Origin of the sequence: Vibrio sp. LB10LO1, assembly GCF_010092875.1 — a bacterium.
GTDB lineage: Bacteria > Pseudomonadota > Gammaproteobacteria > Enterobacterales > Vibrionaceae > Vibrio > Vibrio campbellii.
This window is the reverse complement of sequence record NZ_JAADJW010000044.1, coordinates 1-24,415: the sequence shown is the minus strand read 5'-3', so window position 1 is coordinate 24,415 and position 24,415 is coordinate 1. Positions and strand designations below refer to the sequence as shown.

Genomic DNA, 24,415 nt, shown 5'->3' with positions numbered 1-24,415 from the left:
TTTAGAAAGGTTGGCGTGAAAGCGTCAACCTTTTGTTTTATCTGGCGTATACTGATGTCATTCAATTCAAATCGGATAACATAATGAGTTTTGAACTGCACCCTCAACTGGCAAAAGACACCACCGTTATCGGGCACTTCCCACTGTGTGTGGCGCTTCTGCATAAAGACAACGCCGTGCCATGGGTTATCTTGGTCCCTAAACGTGCAAACCTAAAAGAGCTTCACCACTTGCCAATGCAAGAACAGCAACAGTTTTTGCTAGAGTCTCAAGCGGTAAGCCAAGCACTAGAAGCAACCTTGCGTCCAGATAAGTTAAACCTTGGCGCACTAGGTAACATGGTGCCACAGCTGCACATTCATCATATTGCTCGCTTCAAAGATGACGTCGCATGGCCGGGACCGGTTTGGGGGAACACCAAAGGTGAATTCCGTACAGAAGAAGAGCAAAACGAACTGCTTGGTCGCATTAAAAATGTGCTGTCACTGAGCTCTATTTTCCAAAAAGCATAAGCACTGCTAGCGAAAATAATTCGTCTTTGAATACGACTGAAATAGACAGAGAAAGATTAATACACATTTGTAACAATCTTTCTCATTTTTCTGGGATTATCACTTAAATCAAACTTGTTTAGACTGCCAGCTCAATTAGAGAGGGTCATCATGAAACAAGTCTTCAACACATTCCGATACGTTAGCTGGATCGCCATCATCTGTTCTATGGCTGCTTCGTTCTTGCTTTTTGTTATGGGCGCAGCAAAAACCTATTCGGCATTTGCGGTCTTCATTCTTAATCAAACACCTCCAGAAGCACTCGCACATTTAGATAAAGCAGACATCGCGATCGCGTATTTGATCAAGTCACTGGATACGTTTCTTGTCGCGTTAGTTTTGTTCATTTTTGCTCACGGCATCTACACACTCTTTATTTCCAACAAAGCTAAGGCGAAAACACAAGAACAGTCGGTTTTGCATTGGATCAGAACCCCAAACATCGGCCACCTAAAAAATATTTTGGCTGAAGTCATCATCGTGATCTTGTTTGTGAAGTTCTTAGAGCTCGTACTGATTAACTTCGACAGCTTAGATTGGACGATCTTAACATTGCCTATTTCGATTTTAGTTTTAAGTCTTGGTTTGAAGTTCCTAGGCTTAGGTGCGACTAAACACTCTGAAGAGCATTGATTCCGCAGTATTCACAAACAATAACCAGAAAAAGAAAAGCCGCATCATTACAGATGCGGCTTTGTCGTTTTTACGTGATAACTTTTTAGGTGACTAATTCTGACAATCGCTACATGGTGACTGTCAGAGATAGACCATCTTGCTTGGTCACCGAGTAGCGTACTCGAGTCACGTCATGAGCTTTATTGGTATCGACTAGACGGCTAATTTTACCCTTCTTAATCCACACGCTTAACATTGCGTCGGCACCATCTTCACTCATCCCAAACTGCTTAGCCAGATCTGACTGGGAGACGGTTCCTTTGTCTGCAATGTATTGATAAAGCTCTTTTAAAATCATGCTACTTGCGCCTCTAACGAACCTTGTTGCTTCTTGCCAACTCGCTTGAACACACGATACGTACCAAAGAAGATAGCTACGATCGCTGCCATCCAAATACCACTGGTAATCGGGCTATCCGCGAAGTGCGTCAACTGGTTGTAGAACGTTGCACATAAGTACGCTAACGCCATTGTCCAAACTGCAATAAAGCGTGCGAACTTATGGCCAAATTCACGAACGTAGGCACCCATCGCCGCCACACAAGGAGTGTACAGTAGGATAAAGATTAGGTATGCAAATGCAGCATTGCCAGAGGCGAACTTCGCTTTAATGTTACCAAAGATAGACGCATCAACTTCTTGGTCTTCTGCCACTGCATTTGAGTCTGTTAAGTCACCAACCTCAATACCGAGCGGATCTGAGTAGCTCAAGCCAGCAAGGTTTTCAGGGATACTCATTACCGCCTCTTCTAGGCTGCCCATTAGATCGAATTCAGCTTCTTCACCATCGCTTGGTGTGGTGTATAGGCTGTTCAACGTACCAACCACCGCTTCTTTCGCGAAAATACCGGTAATAATACCTACTGTCGCTGGCCAGTTATCTTCTTGAACTCCGATTGGCGCGAAGACTGGTGTTACGACTTGTGCTGCTTTAGAAAGTACAGAGTTCTTACTGTCTTCGTTACCAAAGCTGCCATCGGTACCTAGCGAGTTAAAGAAGCTAAGAATAGCAACAACAACAACGATCGTTTTACCTGCCCCCAATACAAAGCGCTTTAGCTTTTGCCATGTTTTGATTACAACGTTTTGTAGTGTAGGAAGCTCGTAGTCCGGCATTTCCATCACCAAACTATCACTGCTACCTGGGTAAAGCGTGTGCTTAAGGAAAAGACCCGTGAAGATCGCTGCCACAATACCAAGTAGGTAAAGTGCAAATACGATGTTCTGACCAGAACCAGGGAAAAATGCCGCAGCAAACAGCGCGTATACTGGCAGACGGGCACCACATGACATAAACGGCGCCATAGATGCAGCCAATTTACGCTCACGCTCTTGGTCTAGGGTACGAGTCGCCATGATTGACGGTACGTTACAACCAAAGCCAAGAACCAGTGGTACAAATGCTTTGCCCGGCAGACCGATTTTTTGCATGACTTTATCAAGTACAAATGCAGCACGAGCCATGTAACCTGAGCTCTCAAGTACCGCTAGGAACAGATACAAACACGCGATAACCGGAATGAAGGTTGCAACAGTCTGGATACCACCGCCGATACCGTCAGCAAGAACCGTCACTAACCACACTGGTAAATGGCCGTCTAGTAAGTGGTGACCACCATCCACTAATATCGCACCAACACCGATGTCGAAAAAGTCGATGAACGCACTACCGATGTTGATAGAGAACATAAACATCAGGTACATCACAACAAAGAAGAACGGGATACCCACCCACTTGTTTAAGATGAACTGGTCTAGCTTTTCAGTCACACTACGACTCAGCTTACCTTCACTACGGCGTACTTTCTTACACTCTTCATGAAGATGTGTGTATTTTGTGTCGGCAACGTGCAGGTCAACATCCAGTTCAAGCTCAGCTATCGTGTTTTCAACGCTGTTGCGGTCAGCATCAGACATGCTGTTAAGAACCAACGCGTCTTTTTCTAGCGCGCGAATTGCTAGAGCACGGTTGGAAACGGTTTGATCATTGAAAAGAGCCGAAACGTTGTTGATCGCCGCTTCCATTTGCTCGCCGTAGTTCAAAGAAATTTCTTTTAGTGCAATACCTTGAACCACAGACTTATGCAGCTTCTCTTTAAACTCTGCAACTTGTCCTTTATTTGTTGCAGACAAACTCACCACTGGGCAACCCAATGTTTTTTCTAACTCTGCAACGTTAATGACTTGGCGCTCACGCTTAAGCGCGTCCATCTTGTTCAACACGACGATCATTGGGCGACCGAGTTCGCGCAGCTGCAACGTCATATATAGAGAGCGTTCTAGACTTGTTGCGTCCACCACGTTGATGATCAAGTCAGCAGGATGAGTAAGTACCGCACGAGATGCAATTGATTCGTCGATACTGTTACTGTCGTTGCCACTGTCCAGAGAGTAGATCCCCGGAAGGTCTGTCAGTAAGAACTCATCACCAGCATGTTTGTACTGACCTGTTTTCTTTTCAACAGTCACACCAGCCCAGTTACCGACTTGCTGCTTAGCTCCAGTCAGGCCATTGAAAAGCGTCGTTTTACCACTATTAGGGTTACCAACAGTAAGAATTTGGTATTGCATTATGCTCGCTCCACTTCGATGTTCTGCGCAATGGTTTCTCGCAACGCAACAGAAACACCACGGACTTCAACTTGCAGTGGGTCACCCATTGGCGCACGTCGAATCACTTTTACTTCTGTGTTTGGCAATAACCCCATAACCATCAGCTTTTTTCTGACATCCGATGTGAGACCTTCCAATAATCGGATGGTCACCGTTTCTCCGGGTTTAATTTCTGATAGCTTCATAGTGGCCCTTAAGAGTATTGCTAATGATAAATATTATTATTAAGACTATTTAATGCGCCGATTCTACTCTTCTACATCACCTTAATCATTGTGTGAAATCAAAGATTTCACTATTACCACCGACAGTTTAACGTTAACTCCGTCAAGTTATATCACGTCATTTTCGTCAAAATCGAATATTTTCAGGCTGACCAAATTTAACACAACCGCAACAAACTAAGTCGAGCAACATTAATTCTCATTTAAAAACAGAAACTTAATGTCAAAATAAAACTTTGTCGCTTTTCTCACATAAAGCTGTCGTTATTTTTATAAGAAAAATAAGTAAGGTCTCGTATAGTTAACCCATCGAGAGGCAACAGCCACTCAAAAGAATTCCAGAGGTGGCATGGCAACATGTCACTCCGGCAGCAAGCGAAGGTGTCATTGACACCCGTGGTATAGTCCCCCCGGCTATACCACGATATTTTTTTTCTTCTCTTTCTTCATTCGCTTATCACTTAACGCCCTATAATCCCTAAACGTTTTCCTCGAAAAAAACCAATTATTCTCGTTGCCTATCGCAATTTTATATCGCCATTGTGCTACATGTATTCCTCGTTAGATGGATCGAGCCTTTCATCCCGCATCCCGCATCCCGCCAGATTAAATCTGATTACCCTTCTACCTAGAATCCATATCGCGTTCTTTACGATACCGCTCGTCTTACAAGCGTAAAAAAGCCCAACTCTAATAGCTGGGCTAGATAAACTTTGAATTAGCACTATGGGCTTGTTTGGCTCTCTTGTGTCATCGCGAACTTAGACGGCGGTAACCCAAAGTGTAATTTAAACTTCTGGCTAAAGTAGGATGGGTCATTGAAGCCACAGTTGAAGGCAACTTCACTGATCTTCTCACCAGCTAGCAACTGCTCACATGCGGTCTCCAACCTGACTTCCGTTACATAATCTTTTAGTGTTCTGGACGACGCCGACTTAAATCGTCTCTGCAAGCTTCGCTCAGACATAAACAACATCTTAGCGGCAGATGCCGTACCAAACTCTGGGTCGTGGTAGTGCTCAGCCACTAACTGATACACTTTCATTAACCACTCTTGCTCAGGCGACATCTCTTCTTGTTGAGGTTGCTGTGTCTGAGCAAACTCAGGAAACGCCTCCTCAACATGGCTTGGCTCTTGAGCACATGGCCACGAAATCTCTATTTTATTTTGAGCATCAGAAGTGAACATCGATAAATGGCCGCCACTGGCTGCAACTAATTGAGGCAGGTTATCCATACTTAAGTCAACATTGTTGGTGCTCATTGGGCGTATTGTCGATGCTTTACTTGGCAACTGAGTACCATGGTCAATGAAGCTCAGCGAGACAATATCATTGCCCTCTTCCAGTGTTAATTTAACCAACTGTCCCCGGAACGAGCGCTTGATGATGTTGGCAAAGATGCTGTTAAAGATGACATCGAGGTTAAAGCTCTCTAATGAAATACGGCTCGCCTTTTGCTCATCTTGCAGTTCGACATTAATGCCTGCTTTTGAAAAGTCCTCGCGCCAAACATCCACCACCGATTGGGTTATCTGACTTAAGTTGTAATTTTGACTGCCGCTGCTGGTGTCTTCAGGAGCACTTTTAAGCTCATTCAATTGCCAGTAGGTCTTGGATAAATGGTCTTGAGTTGCCGAATCCACATCAATAGGAAGCTTGTGCGCGATCGAATCAATACTCGATTTTATCGATTGAGCAACATGATCCACCAGCAGGTTTCTTACCTGAATCTGCTTTCTCAATTGTTGGTTACTGGTCAACAACACTCGACTTTGATGGCGCAGCTGGTTGGTTTTTAACGTAACTTGAGCTGCCAGATCTCGGTTAGCTTGCAGCACATAGCGTGAGCGCCAGTACATTAGAAGGGCAAGAACCGCAATAACAGCCAAGGTAAAACCCGATATGGCCAACTTCGATAGATACCATGGTTTAAGCACTGTAAATCTGGAATCTAATCCAATCAGACCCGAAGCCAGTTGTAAGTCATTACTAACCTGTAAGTGGTAATCGCCAGAATTAAGGTGTTCTAACGTTAATTGCCCACCTTCTAACGTTTGCCATTTTTCACTTTCATTTAAGCGATAATACAAATTCTGATTGTCAGGCTTGGGCATCACACCAAAAAGGAAACTAAGGGACGACCCATAAGGCAGCTTCATCTCTTCTAAGTCGGCACTACCCACTTGCACCACTTCATTTTCCAGCATGACTTGGCTAACAATAAGCTTAGATTCTGGCGTGTTAGAAACCAGCAATTTAGACGAGTCAGCTTTAACTAACCCATACTGAGAGCCAAAGATAAGTTGGCGATCACTATCTTCAGCACGACGGATAACGTTACAAATGCCTGGTAAGAATTCATTATTGATAAGGCCCGATGAAGAAGAGTAATGCTTCATGAGCTGTCCAGATAAATGGTAGTAACTTAAGCCAACAGAAGAAGCAAGCCACACCCCTTCCGAATCACTAAGCAAACAAGCTGGGCGAGAGTTTGCGACACTCATCTCCATCACTTGTTTTTCATTGCTGCCCGGAACGGTTCTGAAAACGCCATAGGCGGAAGCAAACCACTGCGAGCCATCATTTGCGGTAATAATATCGAGTGATTCACCGTACTTTTCTGAAAAATGGTTAAAGCGAATTCGCTCTCCGTCATACTCGTAAACGCCGTGGTCAGTCCCTATCAGCAGCAACTCTTCCTTGTCGTACAGACGCGTAATCTTCGCGGGTAAGAACTTACTCACTAACCATTCGCTGCCAAAATTTCTCATAGTCTGGTTAACAGCATCAATATTAAATAGCTGATAACCACTGGATATCCAAAGGCGATTGGGGCCATCAGCGGTAATATGGTCGATTGTCTTGCCTGCGATGACTTGGAGGTAAGGGAATGTCATCTGCTGTAAGTTTTTCAGGCTATATATTTCCAAACCCGTGGACGTGGCAACCCAGAGCCTCTCTCCCTGAAAAGCAAATTCGTTAATTTGTGACGACACATTCAACACATCGGTAACGCTGCCATTATTCGAGCGATACAACTTATGATCGTCCGCAAACCAAAGTGCACCATCGGGTCCGGTAAGCGTCTGCCGAATACGACCAGAGAGCATTTGTTGGTCATAACTGCTGAACGTGATTCGCTCAAACTTTTTACTAAACAGAGAGTAATAGCGAATGCCTTGGTTGGTGGCAATCCACATTCCCCCCATATTATCGTTCAGCAACGAGTAAATTTTGGTACTGGCGAGCTCTAGTTCCAGAAAACTTGCTGGTGTCACTTGGGTTACTTCGCCAGTTAAGAAGGAATACAAATAAAGACCTTGCTCTGTCCCTACCCAGTATTCTTGATTGGTTTCAGCAAAGGTTAAGACATGAGAAGCGCCAATTCGAATAACAGGCTTGCCTGGCTCATAGATATTAAATATCAACGCGCCTTTTAAAGTGCCGACTAAGATTTCACGACGAGTATGGGAGTAATACACTTTCTCGATGTAATTTTTGCCCGATGAGACAACATGATTAAACTTGCTGCCCTCTGATAGGTATACGCCTGAAGTTGTCGCCAACGCCCACTTGGTTTCGACAAAGATAGCGTCGTTAATATAGACGTAACTGTTATTACTATGCTGATAGAGCTGCAATAGAGAAAAGGAGTTCAGTTCGCTGGTTTCAACATTATAGGTATAGAACTGCGCACCATCACTGACCCAAATATAGTTTCCGGATGAACCAATCTTACGGATCTGAGAGCCAGGGTTGAGGCTAAAGACTAAACGGCGCTCTTGGTTCGGATAAGTTTGATACACCTCGTTTTCAATAAATGTCCAAAATGAACCTTTGTGGTAAGCCAACTGCTCTACTTTATTTCTGAGGAAGCTACCGGATTTTGGCAGTGTGGTTTGACCATCATAGAACAGAACACGACCATGAACATCATGGATCCAGAGCCCACCTTGTTCACCGGGGAACAATTTTTTCGCTGCAATGAAAGTGCCCTTAACCTGATTCGGCAAAGGGTAAAAGATCGCATTCGCTTCACTTGAAGCAATTGCTTGAAATGAGAGGATAAAAGCCCAAAAAAATAGGGCTATTTGGCGCAGCAAGATAAAATCCTTACATGTATCAATACGTGCGGTCTCATCATTCACTCATGCTTTCCGTAGCTGAGTGGCTATATGGTTATTTCGAGCCGCTAATTATTGACAATGATATCTCAAATCCTTTGATAGGAAAGACTCACTGCGCCTAAGGTTTGCAATTCTTACTGCTAGATCACGTTAAAAACAGATCTGATGCAAGAAGCACAACACAATTGTTACTTTTCGCTCAAACACTGACTAAAGCTATTCGACATACCTTGAAGAAATTCAAAGTAACTGCCTGACTTTACGTCAATCTCGCTACCTAACGGATCAAGAATACCCGTTTTTACGTCACTGCCGCGCATCACACTCTCAATCACAGCGGGTGTAAATTGAGGCTCTGAGAACACACAGGCTACATCACCAGTGCCAAGTGTTTTACGAATATGAATCAACGTTTTCGCACCAGGTTTTCGATCAGGAGAAACGGTAAAGTGACCCATTTGATTTAGGTCGTAGCGCTCTTCAAAATAACCGTAGGCATCGTGGAATACAAAGTAACCTTTGTCTTTCACTGGTGTAAGTTGCTGTTTGATTTCTGCGTCTGTCGCTTTCAAGTGAACTTCGAACTTGTTTAAGTTTTCCGCATAAGTTGCAGCGTGTTCAGGGTCAATTTCAGCCAACTTGTGAGCAATAGCATTCGCAACTTGTTGAACAGTTTCAATACCTAACCAAAAGTGAGGATCGTGAGTGCCATGGTTGTGACCGTCATGGTCATGAGCATGTTCGCTACCAAACTCGCGCAATGACAAATCCGGAATTTGGCTAATCGTTAGCGTATTACCTTTGTCGGTCACGACTTTCTCTAGAAACGGCTCAAGATCATGACCGTACCAAATGACAAGATCCGCCGCTGCGACTTTCTTTACATCGGATGGACGCAAAGCATAGTCATGAGGCGAAGCGTTGTTTTGAAGCAGCACGTCTGGTTTTGTTACACCTTCCGTTAGCTCGGTTGCGATCATTTGAATCGGTTTAATACTGGTTAACACAGTGACTGCTTGAGCAGGTAAGGTTAACATTGCTGTAGCAGCAAGAATTATAGCTCTTTTCATAGTTTTACTTGGGGTATGGCGTGGAAAGTGAGATAATGTTACATTATAACATTATTATTTTGCAAATGAGTTTCATTCATGTCTTCACTAGTCCGTCTTGAGCAACTGTGCGTCGAGTTTGACGAACGTAGAGTTCTCGACAATGTCACTATGGAATTAGAAAAGGGCAAGATCACTACCCTAATTGGTCCCAATGGAGCGGGAAAATCGACGTTAGTTAAAGTCATTCTAGGTCTCCAGAAACCGACCAGCGGTAAATTAACCAAACAGCGTAAGCTGAAAATTGGTTATGTCCCTCAGAAACTGAAACTCAACGACTCTCTTCCGCTGAACGTGATTCGCTTTTTAAACCTCGCAGGCAAGTATAGCAAGCAAGAGTGCCTTGATGCGTTACGTCTTGTCGGTGCTGAGCACCTGATCGCAAGTAACATGCACCGTCTCTCTGGTGGCGAAAATCAGCGTGTACTTCTAGCACGAGCACTCCTTCAACGCCCAGAACTTCTCGTTTTGGATGAACCCGCTCAAGGTGTCGATGTTCAAGGCCAAATCGATTTATATGACCTGATTGAAAGCATCCGCCATCGCTTTGATTGTGGTGTGTTTATGGTTTCACACGACCTGCATTTAGTCATGGCTAAGACCGATGATGTGATTTGTTTGCATCACCACGTGTGCTGTTCAGGCTCGCCGGCAACCATTACTCAGCACCCTTCTTATATTGCTCTGTTTGGCAATGCTACCCGTGAGTCTTTGGCGTTTTACCACCATGACCACGAACACCATCATCACGATTTAGCTGGCTCACCAGTCACTGGCGACGCTACCTCTTGCTCAAACCACGCTCACGGACATCACCATCATGATTGAGTTTTTACTGCCTTCAATATTGGCCGGCATTGGTATCGCGATTATCGCAGGTCCACTTGGTTCATTCGTAGTGTGGCGCAAAATGGCTTACTTCGGTGATACGCTTGCACATGCGTCTTTGATGGGGTTAGCACTTGGCTTCCTACTAGATATAAATCTATACCTTGCCCTGCTCGTTTGCTGTCTCGCTTTAGCGGTACTGCTAGTGACACTTCAAAAGCAACAGCTTGTCGCAACAGATACTTTGCTGGGCATTTTGGCCCACAGTGCGTTGTCGATTGGTTTGGTTTCCGTCAGCTTCTTAGACAATGTTCGCGTCGATCTAATGAGCTACTTGTTTGGTGACCTATTGGCGGTATCACCTCAAGATCTGATGTTCATCTATGCTGGTGTCATCGCAGTTAGCGCATGCTTATATCTTTTCTGGCGTCCACTGCTGTCTAGTACCGTGAGTGAAGAGCTTGCTGCTGTGGAAGGTGTGAATACCGATTTGGTACGTCTAGTTCTGATGCTTATGGTCGGTGTAGTGATCGCTGTCGGAATGAAGTTTGTTGGCGCACTGATCATGACTTCACTACTGATTATCCCAGCGGCAACGGCTCGTAAAGTCTCTTCTTCACCTGAACAGATGGCGCTGTTTGCATCGATTATTGGTTCTATCGCGGTGTTGATGGGACTGAGCCTGTCTTGGCATTTCGATACTCCAGCGGGTCCCTCTGTCGTAATCAGTGCCACATTGTTATTCATGCTTAGCCAACTTATTAGCCGCAAAGCATAAGCCCGAGCGGTTTAATACAATCCACCTTGCTTGAGACAAAAATCAAAGCAAGATAAAAACAAGATGGGACGGAAAAAGAAAAGCCTGCGAAATCGCAGGCTTTTTAATACTTCTTATAGCGTGGTTTGATTGATTACCAACCTGTCACTTCACGTAGACCTTTACCAATCTCAGCTAGAGATTTCACAGTCTTAACGCCAGCTGCTTCTAGTGCTGCGAATTTGTCTTCTGCAGTACCTTTACCACCAGAGATGATTGCACCTGCGTGACCCATACGCTTACCAGGAGGAGCAGTAACACCCGCGATGTAAGAAACCACTGGCTTCGTTACGTTTTCTTTGATGTAAGCTGCTGCTTCTTCTTCCGCAGTACCACCGATCTCACCAATCATTACGATTGCTTCTGTTTCAGGGTCTTCTTGGAAAAGCTTCAGGATGTCGATGAAGTTTGAACCTGGGATTGGGTCACCACCGATACCAACACACGTTGACTGGCCAAAGCCTTCGTCAGTCGTTTGCTTAACCGCTTCGTACGTTAGTGTACCTGAGCGAGAAACGATGCCCACTTTACCTTTCTTGTGGATGTGACCAGGCATGATACCAATCTTACACTCATCAGGAGTGATAACCCCCGGACAGTTAGGACCGATCATGCGAACGCCAGTTTCTTCTAGCTTCACCTTTACATCGATCATATCTGTCGTTGGGATGCCTTCAGTGATCGTTACGATAAGCTCGATACCCGCGTCGATCGCTTCTAGGATTGCATCTTTACAGAATGGTGCTGGTACGTAGATAACTGTTGCTGTTGCGCCAGTCACTTCTACTGCTTCACGTACTGTGTTGAATACAGGAAGACCAAGGTGAGTTTGACCACCTTTACCCGGAGATACACCACCAACCATTTGTGTACCGTAAGCAATTGCCTGCTCTGAGTGGAAAGTACCTTGACCACCAGTGAAGCCCTGACAGATTACTTTAGTGTCTTTGTTAATTAGTACAGACATTATTTAGCCTCCGCAGCAGCAACAACTTTCTGAGCAGCATCTGTTAGCGACTCAGCAGCAATGATATCAACATCAGAATTAGCAAGAACTTCGCGACCTAGGTCAGCGTTAGTACCTTCTAGACGAACAACAACAGGTACCGTTACACCAACTTCTTTCACTGCACCGATGATGCCTTCTGCGATCATGTCACAACGAACGATACCGCCGAAGATGTTTACTAGAACCGCTTTCACGTTGTCATCAGATAGGATGATTTTGAATGCTTCTGCTACACGTTCTTTTGTTGCGCCGCCACCTACGTCTAGGAAGTTAGCAGGCTTACCACCGTGTAGGTTTACGATGTCCATTGTACCCATAGCTAGACCCGCACCGTTAACCATACAGCCAACGTTGCCATCTAGTGCCACATAGTTCAGTTCCCACTGAGCTGCGTGCGCTTCACGCTCGTCTTCTTGTGAAGGATCGTGCATTTCACGAAGCTTAGGCTGACGGTATAGCGCGTTTGAGTCGATGTTGATCTTACCGTCAAGACATAGCAGGTTGCCTTCGCCAGTAATAACCAGTGGGTTGATCTCTAGTAGCGCTAGGTCGTACTGAGAGAACATAGTGCCAAGACCCATGAAGATCTTAACAAATTGTTTGATTTGGTCACCTTCAAGACCAAGTTTGAACGCTAGCTCGCGACCTTGGTAAGCCTGAGGGCCTACTAGTGGATCGATTGCTGCTTTGTGGATTAGCTCCGGCGTTTCTTCCGCAACTTTTTCGATTTCCACACCACCTTCAGTCGAAGCCATGAAAACGATCTTACGAGTTGCACGGTCAACAACCGCACCAAGGTAAAGTTCGTTAGCGATGTTAGACGCTTCTTCTACAAGGATTTTAGTAACAGGCTGACCATTTGCGTCTGTTTGGTAAGTAACCAAGTTCTTACCTAGCCATTTTTGTGCGAATTCTTTTACGCCATCTTTTGTATCGTGTAGCTCAACACCGCCCGCTTTACCGCGGCCACCAGCGTGAACCTGACATTTTACAACTTTCTTTTCAGTAGTGATGCGACCTGCTGCTTCGAAAGCTTCTTGTGGCGTATCACATGCGTAGCCTTCCGGTACAGGCAAACCGAATTCTGCAAACAGCTGTTTGGCTTGGTATTCGTGCAAATTCATTTTGATATTCCGTTTGTTTATCCCTTAAGGGATTTATTATTTCCATAACGCCGCATCGATGCGGTACGTCTGTAGGGTCTTCTCAAATCAACTGCTTATAAGTTTATATCGGGGGCAGTTCAAATGAAGGCCAGACGCTGAGCCAGTCTAGCCTCGGATGCTGTAGACGTCGAGCTATCAAGGACAACTCGACGTTTTAGCGATATTAAACGTCTAATAGCAGACGCGCTGGATCTTCTAGTAGCTCTTTAATGGTTACTAGGAAACCCACTGACTCACGGCCATCGATCAAACGGTGGTCGTAAGATAGTGCTAGGTACATCATTGGCAAGATTTCTACTTTGCCGTCAACCGCCATTGGACGCTCTTGGATTTTGTGCATGCCCAAGATTGCCGATTGTGGTGGGTTGATGATTGGCGTAGACATCAATGAACCAAATACACCACCATTAGTGATTGTGAAATTACCGCCCATCAACTCATCAACCGTTAGCTTGCCGTCACGGCCTTTGATTGCTAGCTCTTTGATGCCTTTTTCGATGTCAGCAAAACCTAGTGTGTCGCAGTCTTTTAGAACTGGCGTCACTAGACCACGTGGCGTAGAAACCGCCATGCTGATGTCGAAGTAGTTGTGGTAAACGATGTCATCACCATCGATAGATGCATTCACTTCTGGGTAACGTTTTAGTGCTTCAGTTACTGCTTTCACGTAGAAAGACATGAAGCCAAGACGAGTACCGTGACGCTCTTCGAACTGGTCTTTGTATTGCTTACGAAGGTCCATGATTGGCTTCATGTTCACTTCGTTAAACGTGGTTAGCATTGCCGTGTTGTTCTTCGCTTCTAGAAGACGGTTTGCTACTGTCTTACGCAGACGCGTCATTGGTACACGCTTTTGGCTACGAGCCGCTGCAGGCGCTTCAACGGCTGCTGGAGCTTCTGCTTTCGGTGCCGCTTTTGCGTTTGCAAGGTGTGCTTCAATGTCTTCGCGAGTAATACGACCGCCAACACCAGAGCCTTTCACTTGGCTAGCTTCAAGACCGTGTTCAGCAAGAAGACGACGAACAGCTGGGCTTAGCGCATCGTTGCTTTCTTCTGTTAGCGTTGCTTTATGACGCTTATCAGGAGACGCTTCTTTGTCTTCTGTTGAATCTGTTGTTGGTTCGCCTGCTACTGCGCCTGGCTTAAGCTTCGCGATCAACTGCTTAGAAAGTACTGTTGCACCTTCTTCTTCAATAATGGCTTCTAAAACGCCCGCTTCCGGAGCCGGTACTTCAAGCACAACTTTATCGGTTTCGATATCAACCAGAACTTCATCACGCTCGACTACGTCGCCTGGTTGTTTGTGCCATGTCGCTACGGTTGCGTCAGCAACTGATTCAGGTAAATCTGGAACCAGAATTTCAATTGTCATATCTGTTTCTTCCTTTAACTTCTAGTTCTTAATTCGAAGTTTTTGAGTTCACGTTCAGAGCGTCTTCAACCAACGCTTTTTGTTGTTTCAAGTGCACCGACATGTAGCCTACTGCTGGCGAAGCAGAAGCTGGGCGACCTGCGTATTTAAGATCTGCGCCTGCTGGAATAGCAGCACGGAAGTTGTGTTGGCTACAGTACCAAGCACCCTGGTTTTGAGGCTCTTCCTGACACCACACGAAATCTTCAACATTCGTGTATTGCGCGATAGCGGCTTGAACTTCATCCATTGGGAATGGGTAAAGCTGCTCGATACGCACAATAGCAACATCATCTTGTTCGTTATTGCGACGCTGTTCTAGAAGGTCGAAATAAACCTTACCTGAACAGAACACAACACGTTTCACTTTGCTTGGATCCAGATTATCGATCTCTGGAATCGCTGGTTGGAATGTGCCTTCAGAAAGCTCTTCCAATGACGATGTACAAAGTGGATGACGCAGTAGCGACTTAGGTGACATAACAATCAGTGGACGACGCATAGGACGCACCACCTGACGACGGATCATGTGGTAAACCTGTGCTGGTGTAGATGGCACTACAACCTGCATGTTTTGTTCAGCACATAATTGTAGGTAACGCTCTAAACGCGCAGATGAGTGCTCTGGGCCTTGGCCTTCATAGCCGTGTGGCAGCAACATTGTCAGACCACACAGACGAGCCCATTTTTGCTCACCCGATGAAATGAATTGGTCAATCACCACTTGTGCACCGTTCGCAAAGTCACCGAACTGTGCTTCCCAAATGGTCAAACCGCTTGGCTCTGCTGTTGCGTAACCATATTCAAACGCCAATACCGCTTCTTCTGACAACACTGAGTCAAAGACTTGGAATGGACCTTGTTTGTCATGAATATTCGCCAACGGAATGTAGGTACTTGCGTCGTTCTGGTTATGAAGAACTGAGTGACGGTGGAAGAAAGTACCACGTCCAGAGTCCTGACCAGAGATACGGATACGCTTGCCATCGTCAACTAAGGTAGCGTACGCAAGTGTCTCTGCCATACCCCAATCAAGAGGCTTCTCACCGCTGATCATTGCAGAACGATCGTTGTATAGCTTGTTTACACGGCTTTGTAGCTTATGACTATCTGGGTATTGGATTAGGCGCTGACCCAACTCTTTCAAGCGAGTTGAATCGAATGTGCTATCCCAAGAAACATCCCAGTCATGGCCGAGGTACGGTGACCAGTCAACAGAGTGTAGAGCCATTGGGCGCCACTCTTTAACCACGACTTCGCCTTTGTCTAGCGCGTCGCGGTACTCGTTAACTAACTGAGTCGCCACTTCGATATCTGATTCGTTTTTGTCGATCAGAACATCAGCGTACAGTTTACGAGGCGTTGGGTGTTTCTTGATTTTTTGGTACATCAACGGCTGAGTTGCATTCGGCTCATCCGCTTCGTTGTGACCATGACGACGGTAACAAACCAAATCAATCACAACATCGCGTTTGAACTCGTTACGGTAATCCAGTGCAATGCGCGTTACGAAAGCAACCGCTTCTGGATCGTCAGCGTTAACGTGGAAAATTGGTGCCTGTACCATCTTCGCGATATCAGTACAGTACATGGTCGAACGTGTATCGCGAGGGTTCGAAGTCGTGAAACCAACTTGGTTGTTCACAACAATACGAACTGTACCGCCAACGCAGAAACCACGAGCAAGAGACATGTTGAACGTCTCTGCTACCACACCCTGACCTGCGATTGCAGAGTCACCGTGGATAGTGATAGGTAGTACGCGGCTTCCATCAAAGTCACCTAAGCGATCTTGACGAGCACGAACTGAACCAATAACTACTGGGTTTACAATCTCAAGGTGAGATGGGTTGAAGGCTAGCGCTAGGTGAACATCACCACCCGGCGTTGCAAAGTCTGCAGAGAAACCTTGGTGGTACTTAACATCGCCCGTACCCCATGTTTCATCATGCTTACCCGCAAACTCATCAAACAAATCTTGTGGCTTCTTACCAAGAACGTTAACAAGCATGTTCAAACGTCCACGGTGAGCCATACCGATAACCACTTCACGCATGCCGCTTGTACCAGCATGACGGATCAGTTCTTTTGTCATCGGAATCAGTGCATCACCACCCTCAAGCGAGAAACGCTTCGCACCAGGGAATTTTGCACCCAAGTAACGCTCAAGACCTTCAGCAGCCGTTAGCTCCTCAAGGAATGTACGTTTTTCGTCTTTATCGAAAGATGGCTGACCAACGACAGACTCTAAACGTTGTTGGATCCAACGCTTTTGCTCTGTGTCTGTCATGTGCATGTATTCTGCACCGATAGAACCACAGTAAGTCTTCTTCAGTGCTGAGTAGATGTCTTTCAACTGCATCGTCTCTTGGCCAATGGCAAAAGAACCTACGTTGAAAGTTTCTGCGAAGTCATCTTCGGTGAGATTGTGGAATGCAGGGTCTAGCTCCGCCACAGGTGGACGTTGCCATAGACCTAGAGGATCGAGTTCAGCAGCTTCATGACCGCGGAAGCGGTATGCGTTGATAAGCTGTAGAACTTTTACTTGCTTAGCGTCGACATCTGGATCACTAACTTGGACACTGTAATGCTTTGTTTCTTGAGCGAGTCGTCGGAAGTAGTCACGGACACGCGAGTGCGGCTGTTCAGCCACTTCTTCTGAGTTCTTAGGCAACTCATCAAATACGCGTTTCCACTCCTCACTTACCAGATCGGGATCACTTAGATACAGTTCGTAGAGGTCCTCTACATACGTTGCATTGGCGCCAGCCAAGTGTGAAGACTCGAGCCATGCCTTCATCACGCCGTTGTGCATATTTTCCCTTAACCAGTAGTTTTCACGTTTGCTTCGGTCTGCGCCGAGCTATTAAGAGCCGCTCCAAGTAGAGCGGCAATTTTTGTTGTTAATTAAATCGAACGATTCACCAGCATCGACTTGATGTGACCGATGGCTTTCGTAGGATTTAGCCCCTTAGGACAAACACTTACACAATTCATGATGCCATGGCAACGAAAAACGCTAAATGCATCATCAAGATCGGACAAACGTTCATCAGTCGCTGTATCTCGGCTATCAATTAGCCAGCGGTAAGCCGCTAAAAGACCAGCAGGGCCGATAAATTTATCTGGGTTCCACCAGAATGATGGACAAGAAGTTGTACAACATGCACACATGATACATTCGTACAATCCATCTAAATGCGCACGTTCATCTGGCGATTGTAAGTTCTCGCGTGAAGGTGGTAGAGCACCATCATCAATCAAGAAAGGCTTAACTTTCGCATAGTTATCGTAGAACTGCGTCATGTCAACGATAAGATCGCGTACTACTGGTAGACCTGGTAATGGTCGGATGACAATCTTGTCACCCTGCAGTGCTGAAAGCGGTGTAATACACGCTAGACCGTTTTTACCATTCATGTTCAGGCCATCAGAGCCACAAACACCTTCACGACATGAGCGACGGAATGAGATGCTAGGATCTTGCTCTTTCAGCAGAATCAACGCATCCAGAACCATCATGTCTGAGCCTTCTTCCACCTCAAGGGTGTAATCCTTCATGTAAGGTTTTGTGTCTACATCCGGGTTGTAACGGTATAAAGAGAAGTTCAATTTCATAGTCATTTCCTCCTCTTAGTATGTACGTACTTTCGGTGGGAAAGCGTCACGGTGAACTGGCGTCATGTTTACATCACGCTTCGTCATCGCTTCTGTTTCCGGGTTGTAGATAGAGTGGCATAGCCAGTTTTCATCATCACGCTCTGGGAAGTCGAAACGAGCATGTGCACCACGGCTTTCTGTACGGTAGTTCGCCGCTACAGCTGTAGAGAATGCAGTTTCCATCAAGTTGTCTAGCTCTAGACACTCGATACGTTGCGTGTTGAATTCAGAAGACTTATCAGCAAGGTGTGCGTTTTGCAGACGCTCGCGGATCACTTTCAGCTCTTCTAGACCTGTTGCCATTGCATCACCTTCACGGAATACCGAGAAGCTGTTTTGCATGCAAGATTGCAGATCTTTACGGATTTGAACTGGATCTTCACCACCAGTGCTGTTTTCCCAACGCATAGTACGCGCTAGAGACGCTTCAATGTCAGATTCAGTTGCTGGGCGAGCTTCAGCTTGAGCAGCCAATGTTTCGCCAAGGTGTAGACCTGTCGCGCGACCAAATACCACAAGGTCAAGCAGTGAGTTACCACCCAGACGGTTTGCACCGTGTACTGATACCGAAGCGATTTCACCACATGCGTATAGACCTTGAACTTCAACGTCATTGCCGTCAGCAGTCTGCTTGATTGCTTGACCTGAAACTTGTGTTGGAACACCGCCCATCATGTAGTGACAGGTTGGTATTACTGGAATTGGCTCTTTCACTGGATCCACATGCGCGAATGTACGTGAAAGCTCACAGATACCTGGTAGGCGAGATTCAAGAACGTCTTTACCTAGGTGATCCAGTTTCAGCTTGATGTGCGGACCCCAAGGGCCGTCACAACCACGACCTTCACGGATTTCAATCATCATTGAACGCGCTACTACGTCACGGCCAGCAAGGTCTTTCGCGTTTGGTGCATAACGTTCCATGAAACGCTCGCCGTCTTTATTTAGAAGGTAACCACCTTCACCACGACAACCTTCAGTAACAAGAACACCTGCGCCAGCGATACCCGTTGGGTGGAACTGCCACATTTCCATGTCTTGCATTGGAACGCCAGCACGCAGCGCCATACCAACACCGTCACCAGTATTGATGTGAGCGTTCGTTGTAGAAGCGTAAATACGACCTGCGCCACCTGTTGCTAGGACAGTTGCTTTCGATTTGAAGTAACAAATCTCGCCCGTTTCCATACAGATAGCAGTACAACCCATGATCGCGCCATCTTGGTTTTTCACCAAGTCTAGTGCGTACCACTCAGAGAAGATGGTTGTTTTGTGTTTAACGTTTTGTTGGTAAAGCGTATGAAGAAGTGCGTGACCAGTACGGTCTGCCGCAGCAGCAGTACGAGCCGCTTGCTCACCACCAAATTCTTTCGATTGGCCACCAAACGGACGTTGGTAGATAGAACCGTTATCGAAACGAGAGAATGGTAGACCCATTTTCTCTAGTTCGATAACCGACTCAGGGCCATTCTTACACATGTACTCGATCGCATTCTGGTCACCAATGTAATCAGAACCTTTTACTGTATCGTACATGTGCCACTGCCAATCGTCCTTGTGCGAGTTACCAAGCGCAACCGTGATACCGCCTTGCGCAGATACAGTATGAGAACGAGTTGGGAAAACTTTTGACAACAAAGCACAAGATAGGCCTTGCTCCGAAATTTGTAGTGCAGCGCGCATACCTGCACCACCAGCGCCGATTACTACGGCATCAAACTCACGAACTGGAATAGACACTTACGCACCCCACAGAATAAATAGACCAGAGAAGACATAGCCGAATAGAACGGCAATAACACCAAGTTGCAGTGCGCCACGAAGTTTCGCGCACTTAATGTAATCCGTTAATACTTGCCACAAACCGATCCACGCGTGAATCAGAATCGAAACAAGTGCCAACATGGTGAAGACTTTAGTGAATGTACCACCAAAGAATTGGGTCCAAGATGCGTAAGAGATATCTGAGAAAGCGCAGAAGCTCACTAGATAAATCGTGTATAGAGTCATGATGATCGCTGACGCACGAATCAGTAAGAAATCGTGGACACCGTTACGACCAAATGAAGAAACGTGTTTTACCATACCAAGATCCCCGCCAATAGTGATAACACTGCAGTAGCACCAAACGCGACTTTAGCGCTCATTGCGCCTGACTCGAGTTCTTCAAAGTGGCCTAGGTCCATCAACAAGTGACGAACACCACCAGCAATGTGGTAGGCAAGTGCAGTTAAAATTCCCCACAGAATGAATTTCACGAAGAAGCTATCGACGATGTCAGCGGCTTCCATAAAACCCATCGGGGATGACAGAGAAATGGACAGTAACCAAAGTAATATACCCACCGCAACAAACGTAATCACACCCGACACACGGTGTAGGATGGACGCGATTGCTGTGATGGGAAAGCGGATGGTCTGTAAATCTAAATTAACAGGTCTTGACTTTCTTTCTTTCACGGGCTTGCTCACTCAGCTCCATTGAGCATTTATTGTTATAACCAATTTCAGCTTCCAAACGTACAAAAGTTAACATTTGATTAACAAATACTCGCAATAAGCTCGGAGATAATTGTAAACACTTTGTTAACAAACGGAATCTGTAAACAAACCTCACTTTTGTTTTCAGCCCCGAATTTATAAGGATTTAACTAAAATTTTCTGTGCCAATATACGGCCAGCAACATTCTAATACAATTGATGTAACAAATTATGCTACATAGAACAGATTTTTAACGATTTTCATGAGAAAAATCATAACAAGTGCACACAAAACTGGAGAAAAATTGACTTTAAGCTTTAACAACAGTACAAAAATGGCACATAAACATCCTGGACGGATTAAATAATAAACAAAGGAGATTGTTATGGCGGATAAGAAAGCTACCCTTCATGTTGAAGGTCATGCGCCGATCGAACTGCCAATTATGGACGGTACGCTAGGTACACCTGTGATTGATGTTCGTAAACTGGGAGCCAATGGTTACTTTACTTTTGACCCAGGTTTTCTTGCCACTGCATCTTGTGAATCATCAATTACGTACATCGATGGCGGCAAAGGTATTCTTTTGCACCGCGGTTACCCGATTGATCAATTAGCCAATAACGCAGATTACTTGGAAGTATGTTACATCCTGCTTTATGGCGAAGCCCCTACCCGTGAGCAATACGAGCAATTTAAAACAACTGTTACTCGCCATACTATGGTGCACGAGCAGATCGCAAGCTTCTTCCATGGCTTCCGTCGCGACGCTCACCCAATGGCAGTAATGTGTGGCGTAGTTGGTGCACTAGCGGCCTTCTACCACGATTCACTAGATATCAATAACGACGAGCACCGTGAAATTGCGGCTTATCGTCTACTATCTAAAATGCCAACGCTGGCAGCGATGTGTTACAAGTACTCAATCGGCCAGCCGTTTATTTACCCTCGTAACGACCTAAACTACGCGGAAAACTTCCTGCACATGATGTATGCAAACCCATGTGAAGAATACGAAGTAAACCCTGTTGTTGCGCGTGCGATGGATAAAATCTTCACACTTCACGCAGACCACGAACAAAACGCTTCAACGTCGACAGTTCGTCTATCTGGTTCTTCTGGCGCGAACCCATTCGCTTGTATTGCCGCAGGTATTGCTTCTCTATGGGGTCCTGCACACGGTGGTGCAAACGAAGCGTGTCTGAAGATGCTTGAAGAGATCGGCAGCGTAGACAACATTCCTGAGTATGTTGAGCGTGCAAAAGACAAAGATGACCCATTCCGTCTGATGGGCTTCGGTCACCGCGTTTACAAGAACTACGATCCACGTGCGACAGTAATGCGTGAAACGTGTCACGAAGTTCTTAAAGAGCTGAACATCCAAGATCCACTACTAGACGTAGCAATGGAACTTGAGCGTATTGCGCTTTCTGACGAATACTTCGTGTCTAAGAAACTTTACCCGAACGTAGACTTCTACTCTGGCATCATCCTAAAAGCGATCGGTATTCCTGTATCGATGTTTACAGTTATCTTTGCGATTTCTCGTACTATCGGTTGGATCGCTCACTGGAACGAAATGCACAGCGACCCACTAAACCGTATCGGCCGCCCTCGTCAGCTATACACTGGTGAAACTCAGCGTGAGTTCTCTCCACTGCATGAGCGCGAGTAACGGTTAGAATCGAGAATCGAGAATCGAGAATCGAGAATCGAGAATCGAGAATCGAGAATCGAGAATCGAGAATCGAGAATCGAGAATCGAGAATCGAGAATCGAGAATCGAGAATCGAATAAATATGAGGGTTGACGTGAAAGCGTCAACCCTTTCTTTATTTAAGGAACTCAGGAACGAGCTGAAGCCCTATGGATGCGGGATAGCGCTCGTGCGGAGTCCGAGTACTTCGTCATCCTCAAGAGCGAGGGACGAGCGAGTTGGGGATCTGTTCTTCCCTTCAGATCCCGAAGTGCAACTGTCTCTCATAGCAAAGGACAAAGCCCGTCCCTTCTATACTGGGTTATCAATATCAATAAACGTAACATCTAAACCGTGCTCTTGCGCTAACCATTCACCCAACGCTTTAATGCCGTAGCGTTCGGTTGCATGGTGGCCAGCTGAGAAATAATGAATGTCTAATTCACGAGCCGTGTAAGTGGTACGTTCTGAGATCTCGCCCGAAATAAATGCATCTAATCCATGCTGAGCCGCAAGCTCAATGAAGTCTTGACCACCGCCGGTGCACCAGCCAACAGTCTCAATCATTTTGTCTGAATTTTCAGGCGCAATATGCAAAGGTTCACGGTTTAAGACTTGATTGATTTTGTGTGCGAAGTCAGCGCCAGTCATTGCTTGTTTCAAGCGGCCAAACAGAGCGACAGATTGAGGGTGCCCTTCCAAACCGCCTTCCACTTCAATGTCTAGCAAGCGAGCAAGTTCTGCGTTATTACCTAGCTCAGGATGAATGTCTAACGGTAAGTGGTAACCATATAGATTGATATCATTTTTGATCAAGCTACGGATGCGCTTTCCTTTCATACCACGAATAGGCTCTGGCTCGCCTTTCCAAAAGTAACCGTGGTGAACAAGCAGTGCATCTGCCTTTAACTCGATGGCTTTGTCGATCAATGCCTGTGAGGCTGTAACTCCAGTCACAATGCGTTTGATTTCTGATTTGCCTTCTACTTGCATACCATTTGGCGCGTAATCTTTGATAAGTTGCGGCGACAGTTTCTCGTTAAGGATCTTTTCCAGCTGTAAGTTATTCATTTTTACTTCCAATACTTGTGGCTTGAGCAAAGTGTATATCGAACCGCAATCTAGATGCCAGTTGTGACATCCCCAACTCAAATAAATTTCGATACAATAGGAAGGCTATGCCAGTGACAACAAGGATAATGGATGAATTCTCTACAACGTTTCTATCAATGGATTGCTTGCACCCCGCCACTCTTTAAACTTCAAACGCCATTTGCCACTGTAGAAGATCTTCTGGCATCACCTCTATCAGACAACGAAGACTACGAAGACTACGAAGACTACGAAGACAACGAAGACTACGATGGTAATCCACGACTTGGCTTCCTTTACCAACACCTTTGCACCAAGCTGCTAACTTGCTCGCCTCGATATGAATTGGTTGCTGAAGAGATTCAACTCAATGACACGACTGGCCGCACGATTGGCGCCGTTGATTTGATCCTCAAGAATCAGGAAACCAAACAACACGAGCATTGGGAAGTGGCCATCAAGTTCTACTTACTGCATGAGGGTATTTGGTATGGGCCGAATGCTCACGACCAACTGCACAAGAAACTCGACCGCATGCTCACCCACCAGCTAAAAATGAGTCAAAGAGAAGAGTTCCACCAACAGTTACCGTTAGACAATATACCGAGTGAGCACCTTCTAATGCAGGGACGCCTTTACGTTAACCCTTTTTCTGCAGAACCTATCCCGACAAGCTGTTTAGGTTACGAACTAGACCCAAGCCAAATATCCGGTTACTGGTGCTATCAAAGCCAATGGGAGCAAATTGAAGAGCCACTTTACGCCCTCTCTAAACCGCTTTGGGCAATCGGCAATGAGCAGTTCTTAGAGCCTATCGATAAACCATCCGATAGGTTTGTTCACGCTCAAACAAAGAGCGGTCAATTTTGGTTTGTTGTACCGGATACTTGGCCGAACTAAAACGGGAAACGGGAAACGGGAAACGGGAAACGGGAAACGGGAAACGGGAAACGG

The 24,415-nt window shown here is 45.8% G+C and carries 20 protein-coding genes; 6 read left to right on the top strand and 14 right to left on the bottom strand.

All coding sequences use genetic code 11. The features are described 5' to 3' along the window. Window positions 1–83: 83 nt before the first annotated feature. Window positions 84–512 (top strand): HIT domain-containing protein, encoded by a 429-nt coding sequence (locus GXP65_RS22225; RefSeq protein WP_050906155.1) that lies wholly within the window; start codon window positions 84–86, stop codon window positions 510–512. A gap of 150 nt (window positions 513–662) precedes the next feature. Next, complete coding sequence (locus GXP65_RS22220) at window positions 663–1,184, top strand: YqhA family protein (protein ID WP_005426711.1); 522 nt, start codon at window positions 663–665, stop codon at window positions 1,182–1,184. 109 nt (window positions 1,185–1,293) lie between these two features. Here GXP65_RS22220 and GXP65_RS22215 read toward each other — a convergent pair whose 3' ends face one another. The 5 genes from GXP65_RS22215 to znuA all read right to left on the bottom strand — a co-directional run bounded on the left by GXP65_RS22215 (window position 1,294) and on the right by znuA (window position 9,262). After that, complete coding sequence (locus tag GXP65_RS22215) at window positions 1,294–1,524, bottom strand: FeoC-like transcriptional regulator (RefSeq protein ID WP_005426709.1); 231 nt, start codon at window positions 1,522–1,524, stop codon at window positions 1,294–1,296. Then, entirely contained in the window at window positions 1,521–3,797 is a 2,277-nt protein-coding gene (feoB, locus tag GXP65_RS22210) for a Fe(2+) transporter permease subunit FeoB (protein ID WP_162093758.1), read from the bottom strand. The genes GXP65_RS22215 and feoB overlap by 4 nt, the downstream gene beginning before the upstream one ends. Beyond that, entirely contained in the window at window positions 3,797–4,024 is a 228-nt protein-coding gene (locus GXP65_RS22205; protein WP_005426705.1) for a FeoA family protein, read from the bottom strand. The genes feoB and GXP65_RS22205 overlap by 1 nt, the downstream gene beginning before the upstream one ends. A gap of 763 nt (window positions 4,025–4,787) precedes the next feature. Continuing rightward, window positions 4,788–8,168, bottom strand: a complete 3,381-nt coding sequence (locus GXP65_RS22200; protein ID WP_162093764.1) for an AraC family transcriptional regulator — start codon at window positions 8,166–8,168, stop codon at window positions 4,788–4,790. A gap of 212 nt (window positions 8,169–8,380) precedes the next feature. Beyond that, window positions 8,381–9,262 carry a zinc ABC transporter substrate-binding protein ZnuA gene (znuA, locus tag GXP65_RS22195; RefSeq protein ID WP_162093757.1) on the bottom strand — a complete coding sequence of 294 codons (882 nt, stop codon included), beginning with the start codon at window positions 9,260–9,262 and terminating at the stop codon, window positions 8,381–8,383. A gap of 78 nt (window positions 9,263–9,340) precedes the next feature. Here znuA and znuC point away from each other — a divergent pair, with 78 nt between their 5' ends. After that, on the top strand, window positions 9,341–10,129 hold the full coding sequence (gene znuC / locus GXP65_RS22190) for a zinc ABC transporter ATP-binding protein ZnuC (RefSeq protein ID WP_038892101.1): 789 nt from the start codon (window positions 9,341–9,343) through the stop codon (window positions 10,127–10,129). Then, window positions 10,122–10,907 (top strand): zinc ABC transporter permease subunit ZnuB, encoded by a 786-nt coding sequence (znuB, locus tag GXP65_RS22185; protein WP_162093756.1) that lies wholly within the window; start codon window positions 10,122–10,124, stop codon window positions 10,905–10,907. The genes znuC and znuB overlap by 8 nt, the downstream gene beginning before the upstream one ends. A 133-nt stretch (window positions 10,908–11,040) precedes the next feature. On the opposite strand, the gene sucD is transcribed toward znuB, so the two are convergent. The 8 genes from sucD to sdhC form a co-directional block, all read right to left on the bottom strand. Then, on the bottom strand, window positions 11,041–11,913 hold the full coding sequence (gene sucD / locus GXP65_RS22180) for a succinate--CoA ligase subunit alpha (RefSeq protein WP_005436989.1): 873 nt from the start codon (window positions 11,911–11,913) through the stop codon (window positions 11,041–11,043). Next, a complete protein-coding gene (sucC, locus tag GXP65_RS22175) occupies window positions 11,913–13,079 on the bottom strand; it encodes an ADP-forming succinate--CoA ligase subunit beta (protein WP_005426700.1) in 1,167 nt (388 codons plus the stop codon). The genes sucD and sucC overlap by 1 nt, the downstream gene beginning before the upstream one ends. Window positions 13,080–13,284: 205 nt before the next feature. Further along, a complete protein-coding gene (gene odhB / locus GXP65_RS22170; protein WP_005426699.1) occupies window positions 13,285–14,493 on the bottom strand; it encodes a 2-oxoglutarate dehydrogenase complex dihydrolipoyllysine-residue succinyltransferase in 1,209 nt (402 codons plus the stop codon). Between the two features lie 28 nt (window positions 14,494–14,521). After that, complete coding sequence (gene sucA / locus GXP65_RS22165) at window positions 14,522–17,347, bottom strand: 2-oxoglutarate dehydrogenase E1 component (RefSeq protein ID WP_005426698.1); 2,826 nt, start codon at window positions 17,345–17,347, stop codon at window positions 14,522–14,524. A 92-nt stretch (window positions 17,348–17,439) separates the two neighbouring features. Then, window positions 17,440–18,150 carry a succinate dehydrogenase iron-sulfur subunit gene (locus GXP65_RS22160; protein ID WP_005426697.1) on the bottom strand — a complete coding sequence of 237 codons (711 nt, stop codon included), beginning with the start codon at window positions 18,148–18,150 and terminating at the stop codon, window positions 17,440–17,442. Between the two features lie 15 nt (window positions 18,151–18,165). Further along, the gene (gene sdhA, locus GXP65_RS22155) at window positions 18,166–19,932 is read right to left on the bottom strand and encodes a succinate dehydrogenase flavoprotein subunit (RefSeq protein WP_162093755.1); all 1,767 of its coding nucleotides are present in this window, start codon (window positions 19,930–19,932) and stop codon (window positions 18,166–18,168) included. Next, window positions 19,933–20,277 (bottom strand): succinate dehydrogenase, hydrophobic membrane anchor protein, encoded by a 345-nt coding sequence (sdhD, locus tag GXP65_RS22150; protein WP_005426689.1) that lies wholly within the window; start codon window positions 20,275–20,277, stop codon window positions 19,933–19,935. Further along, window positions 20,271–20,663, bottom strand: a complete 393-nt coding sequence (gene sdhC / locus GXP65_RS22145; protein WP_005426687.1) for a succinate dehydrogenase cytochrome b556 subunit — start codon at window positions 20,661–20,663, stop codon at window positions 20,271–20,273. The genes sdhD and sdhC overlap by 7 nt, the downstream gene beginning before the upstream one ends. Before the next feature lie 395 nt (window positions 20,664–21,058). On the opposite strand from sdhC, the gene GXP65_RS22140 reads away from it, so the two are divergent. Next, window positions 21,059–22,348 carry a citrate synthase gene (locus GXP65_RS22140; protein ID WP_005426685.1) on the top strand — a complete coding sequence of 430 codons (1,290 nt, stop codon included), beginning with the start codon at window positions 21,059–21,061 and terminating at the stop codon, window positions 22,346–22,348. A gap of 333 nt (window positions 22,349–22,681) precedes the next feature. Here the strand turns inward: GXP65_RS22140 and GXP65_RS22135 are convergent, their stop codons facing one another. Beyond that, window positions 22,682–23,440 carry a Nif3-like dinuclear metal center hexameric protein gene (locus tag GXP65_RS22135; protein ID WP_045417798.1) on the bottom strand — a complete coding sequence of 253 codons (759 nt, stop codon included), beginning with the start codon at window positions 23,438–23,440 and terminating at the stop codon, window positions 22,682–22,684. Window positions 23,441–23,572: 132 nt separating this feature from the next. On the opposite strand from GXP65_RS22135, the gene GXP65_RS22130 reads away from it, so the two are divergent. Further along, on the top strand, window positions 23,573–24,361 hold the full coding sequence (locus tag GXP65_RS22130; RefSeq protein WP_162093754.1) for a DUF1853 family protein: 789 nt from the start codon (window positions 23,573–23,575) through the stop codon (window positions 24,359–24,361). Window positions 24,362–24,415 lie beyond the last annotated feature (54 nt).

Coding starts and splice junctions, on each gene's coding strand:
- GXP65_RS22225 (WP_050906155.1), top strand. CDS start 84: ATGAGTTTTGAACTGCACCCTCAACTGGCAAAAGACACCACCGTTATC.
- GXP65_RS22220 (WP_005426711.1), top strand. CDS start 663: ATGAAACAAGTCTTCAACACATTCCGATACGTTAGCTGGATCGCCATC.
- GXP65_RS22215 (WP_005426709.1), bottom strand. CDS start 1,524: ATGATTTTAAAAGAGCTTTATCAATACATTGCAGACAAAGGAACCGTC.
- feoB (WP_162093758.1), bottom strand. CDS start 3,797: ATGCAATACCAAATTCTTACTGTTGGTAACCCTAATAGTGGTAAAACG.
- GXP65_RS22205 (WP_005426705.1), bottom strand. CDS start 4,024: ATGAAGCTATCAGAAATTAAACCCGGAGAAACGGTGACCATCCGATTA.
- znuA (WP_162093757.1), bottom strand. CDS start 9,262: ATGAAAAGAGCTATAATTCTTGCTGCTACAGCAATGTTAACCTTACCT.
- znuC (WP_038892101.1), top strand. CDS start 9,341: ATGTCTTCACTAGTCCGTCTTGAGCAACTGTGCGTCGAGTTTGACGAA.
- znuB (WP_162093756.1), top strand. CDS start 10,122: ATGATTGAGTTTTTACTGCCTTCAATATTGGCCGGCATTGGTATCGCG.
- sucD (WP_005436989.1), bottom strand. CDS start 11,913: ATGTCTGTACTAATTAACAAAGACACTAAAGTAATCTGTCAGGGCTTC.
- sucC (WP_005426700.1), bottom strand. CDS start 13,079: ATGAATTTGCACGAATACCAAGCCAAACAGCTGTTTGCAGAATTCGGT.
- odhB (WP_005426699.1), bottom strand. CDS start 14,493: ATGACAATTGAAATTCTGGTTCCAGATTTACCTGAATCAGTTGCTGAC.
- sucA (WP_005426698.1), bottom strand. CDS start 17,347: ATGCACAACGGCGTGATGAAGGCATGGCTCGAGTCTTCACACTTGGCT.
- GXP65_RS22160 (WP_005426697.1), bottom strand. CDS start 18,150: ATGAAATTGAACTTCTCTTTATACCGTTACAACCCGGATGTAGACACA.
- sdhD (WP_005426689.1), bottom strand. CDS start 20,277: ATGGTAAAACACGTTTCTTCATTTGGTCGTAACGGTGTCCACGATTTC.
- GXP65_RS22140 (WP_005426685.1), top strand. CDS start 21,059: ATGGCGGATAAGAAAGCTACCCTTCATGTTGAAGGTCATGCGCCGATC.
- GXP65_RS22135 (WP_045417798.1), bottom strand. CDS start 23,440: ATGAATAACTTACAGCTGGAAAAGATCCTTAACGAGAAACTGTCGCCG.
- GXP65_RS22130 (WP_162093754.1), top strand. CDS start 23,573: ATGAATTCTCTACAACGTTTCTATCAATGGATTGCTTGCACCCCGCCA.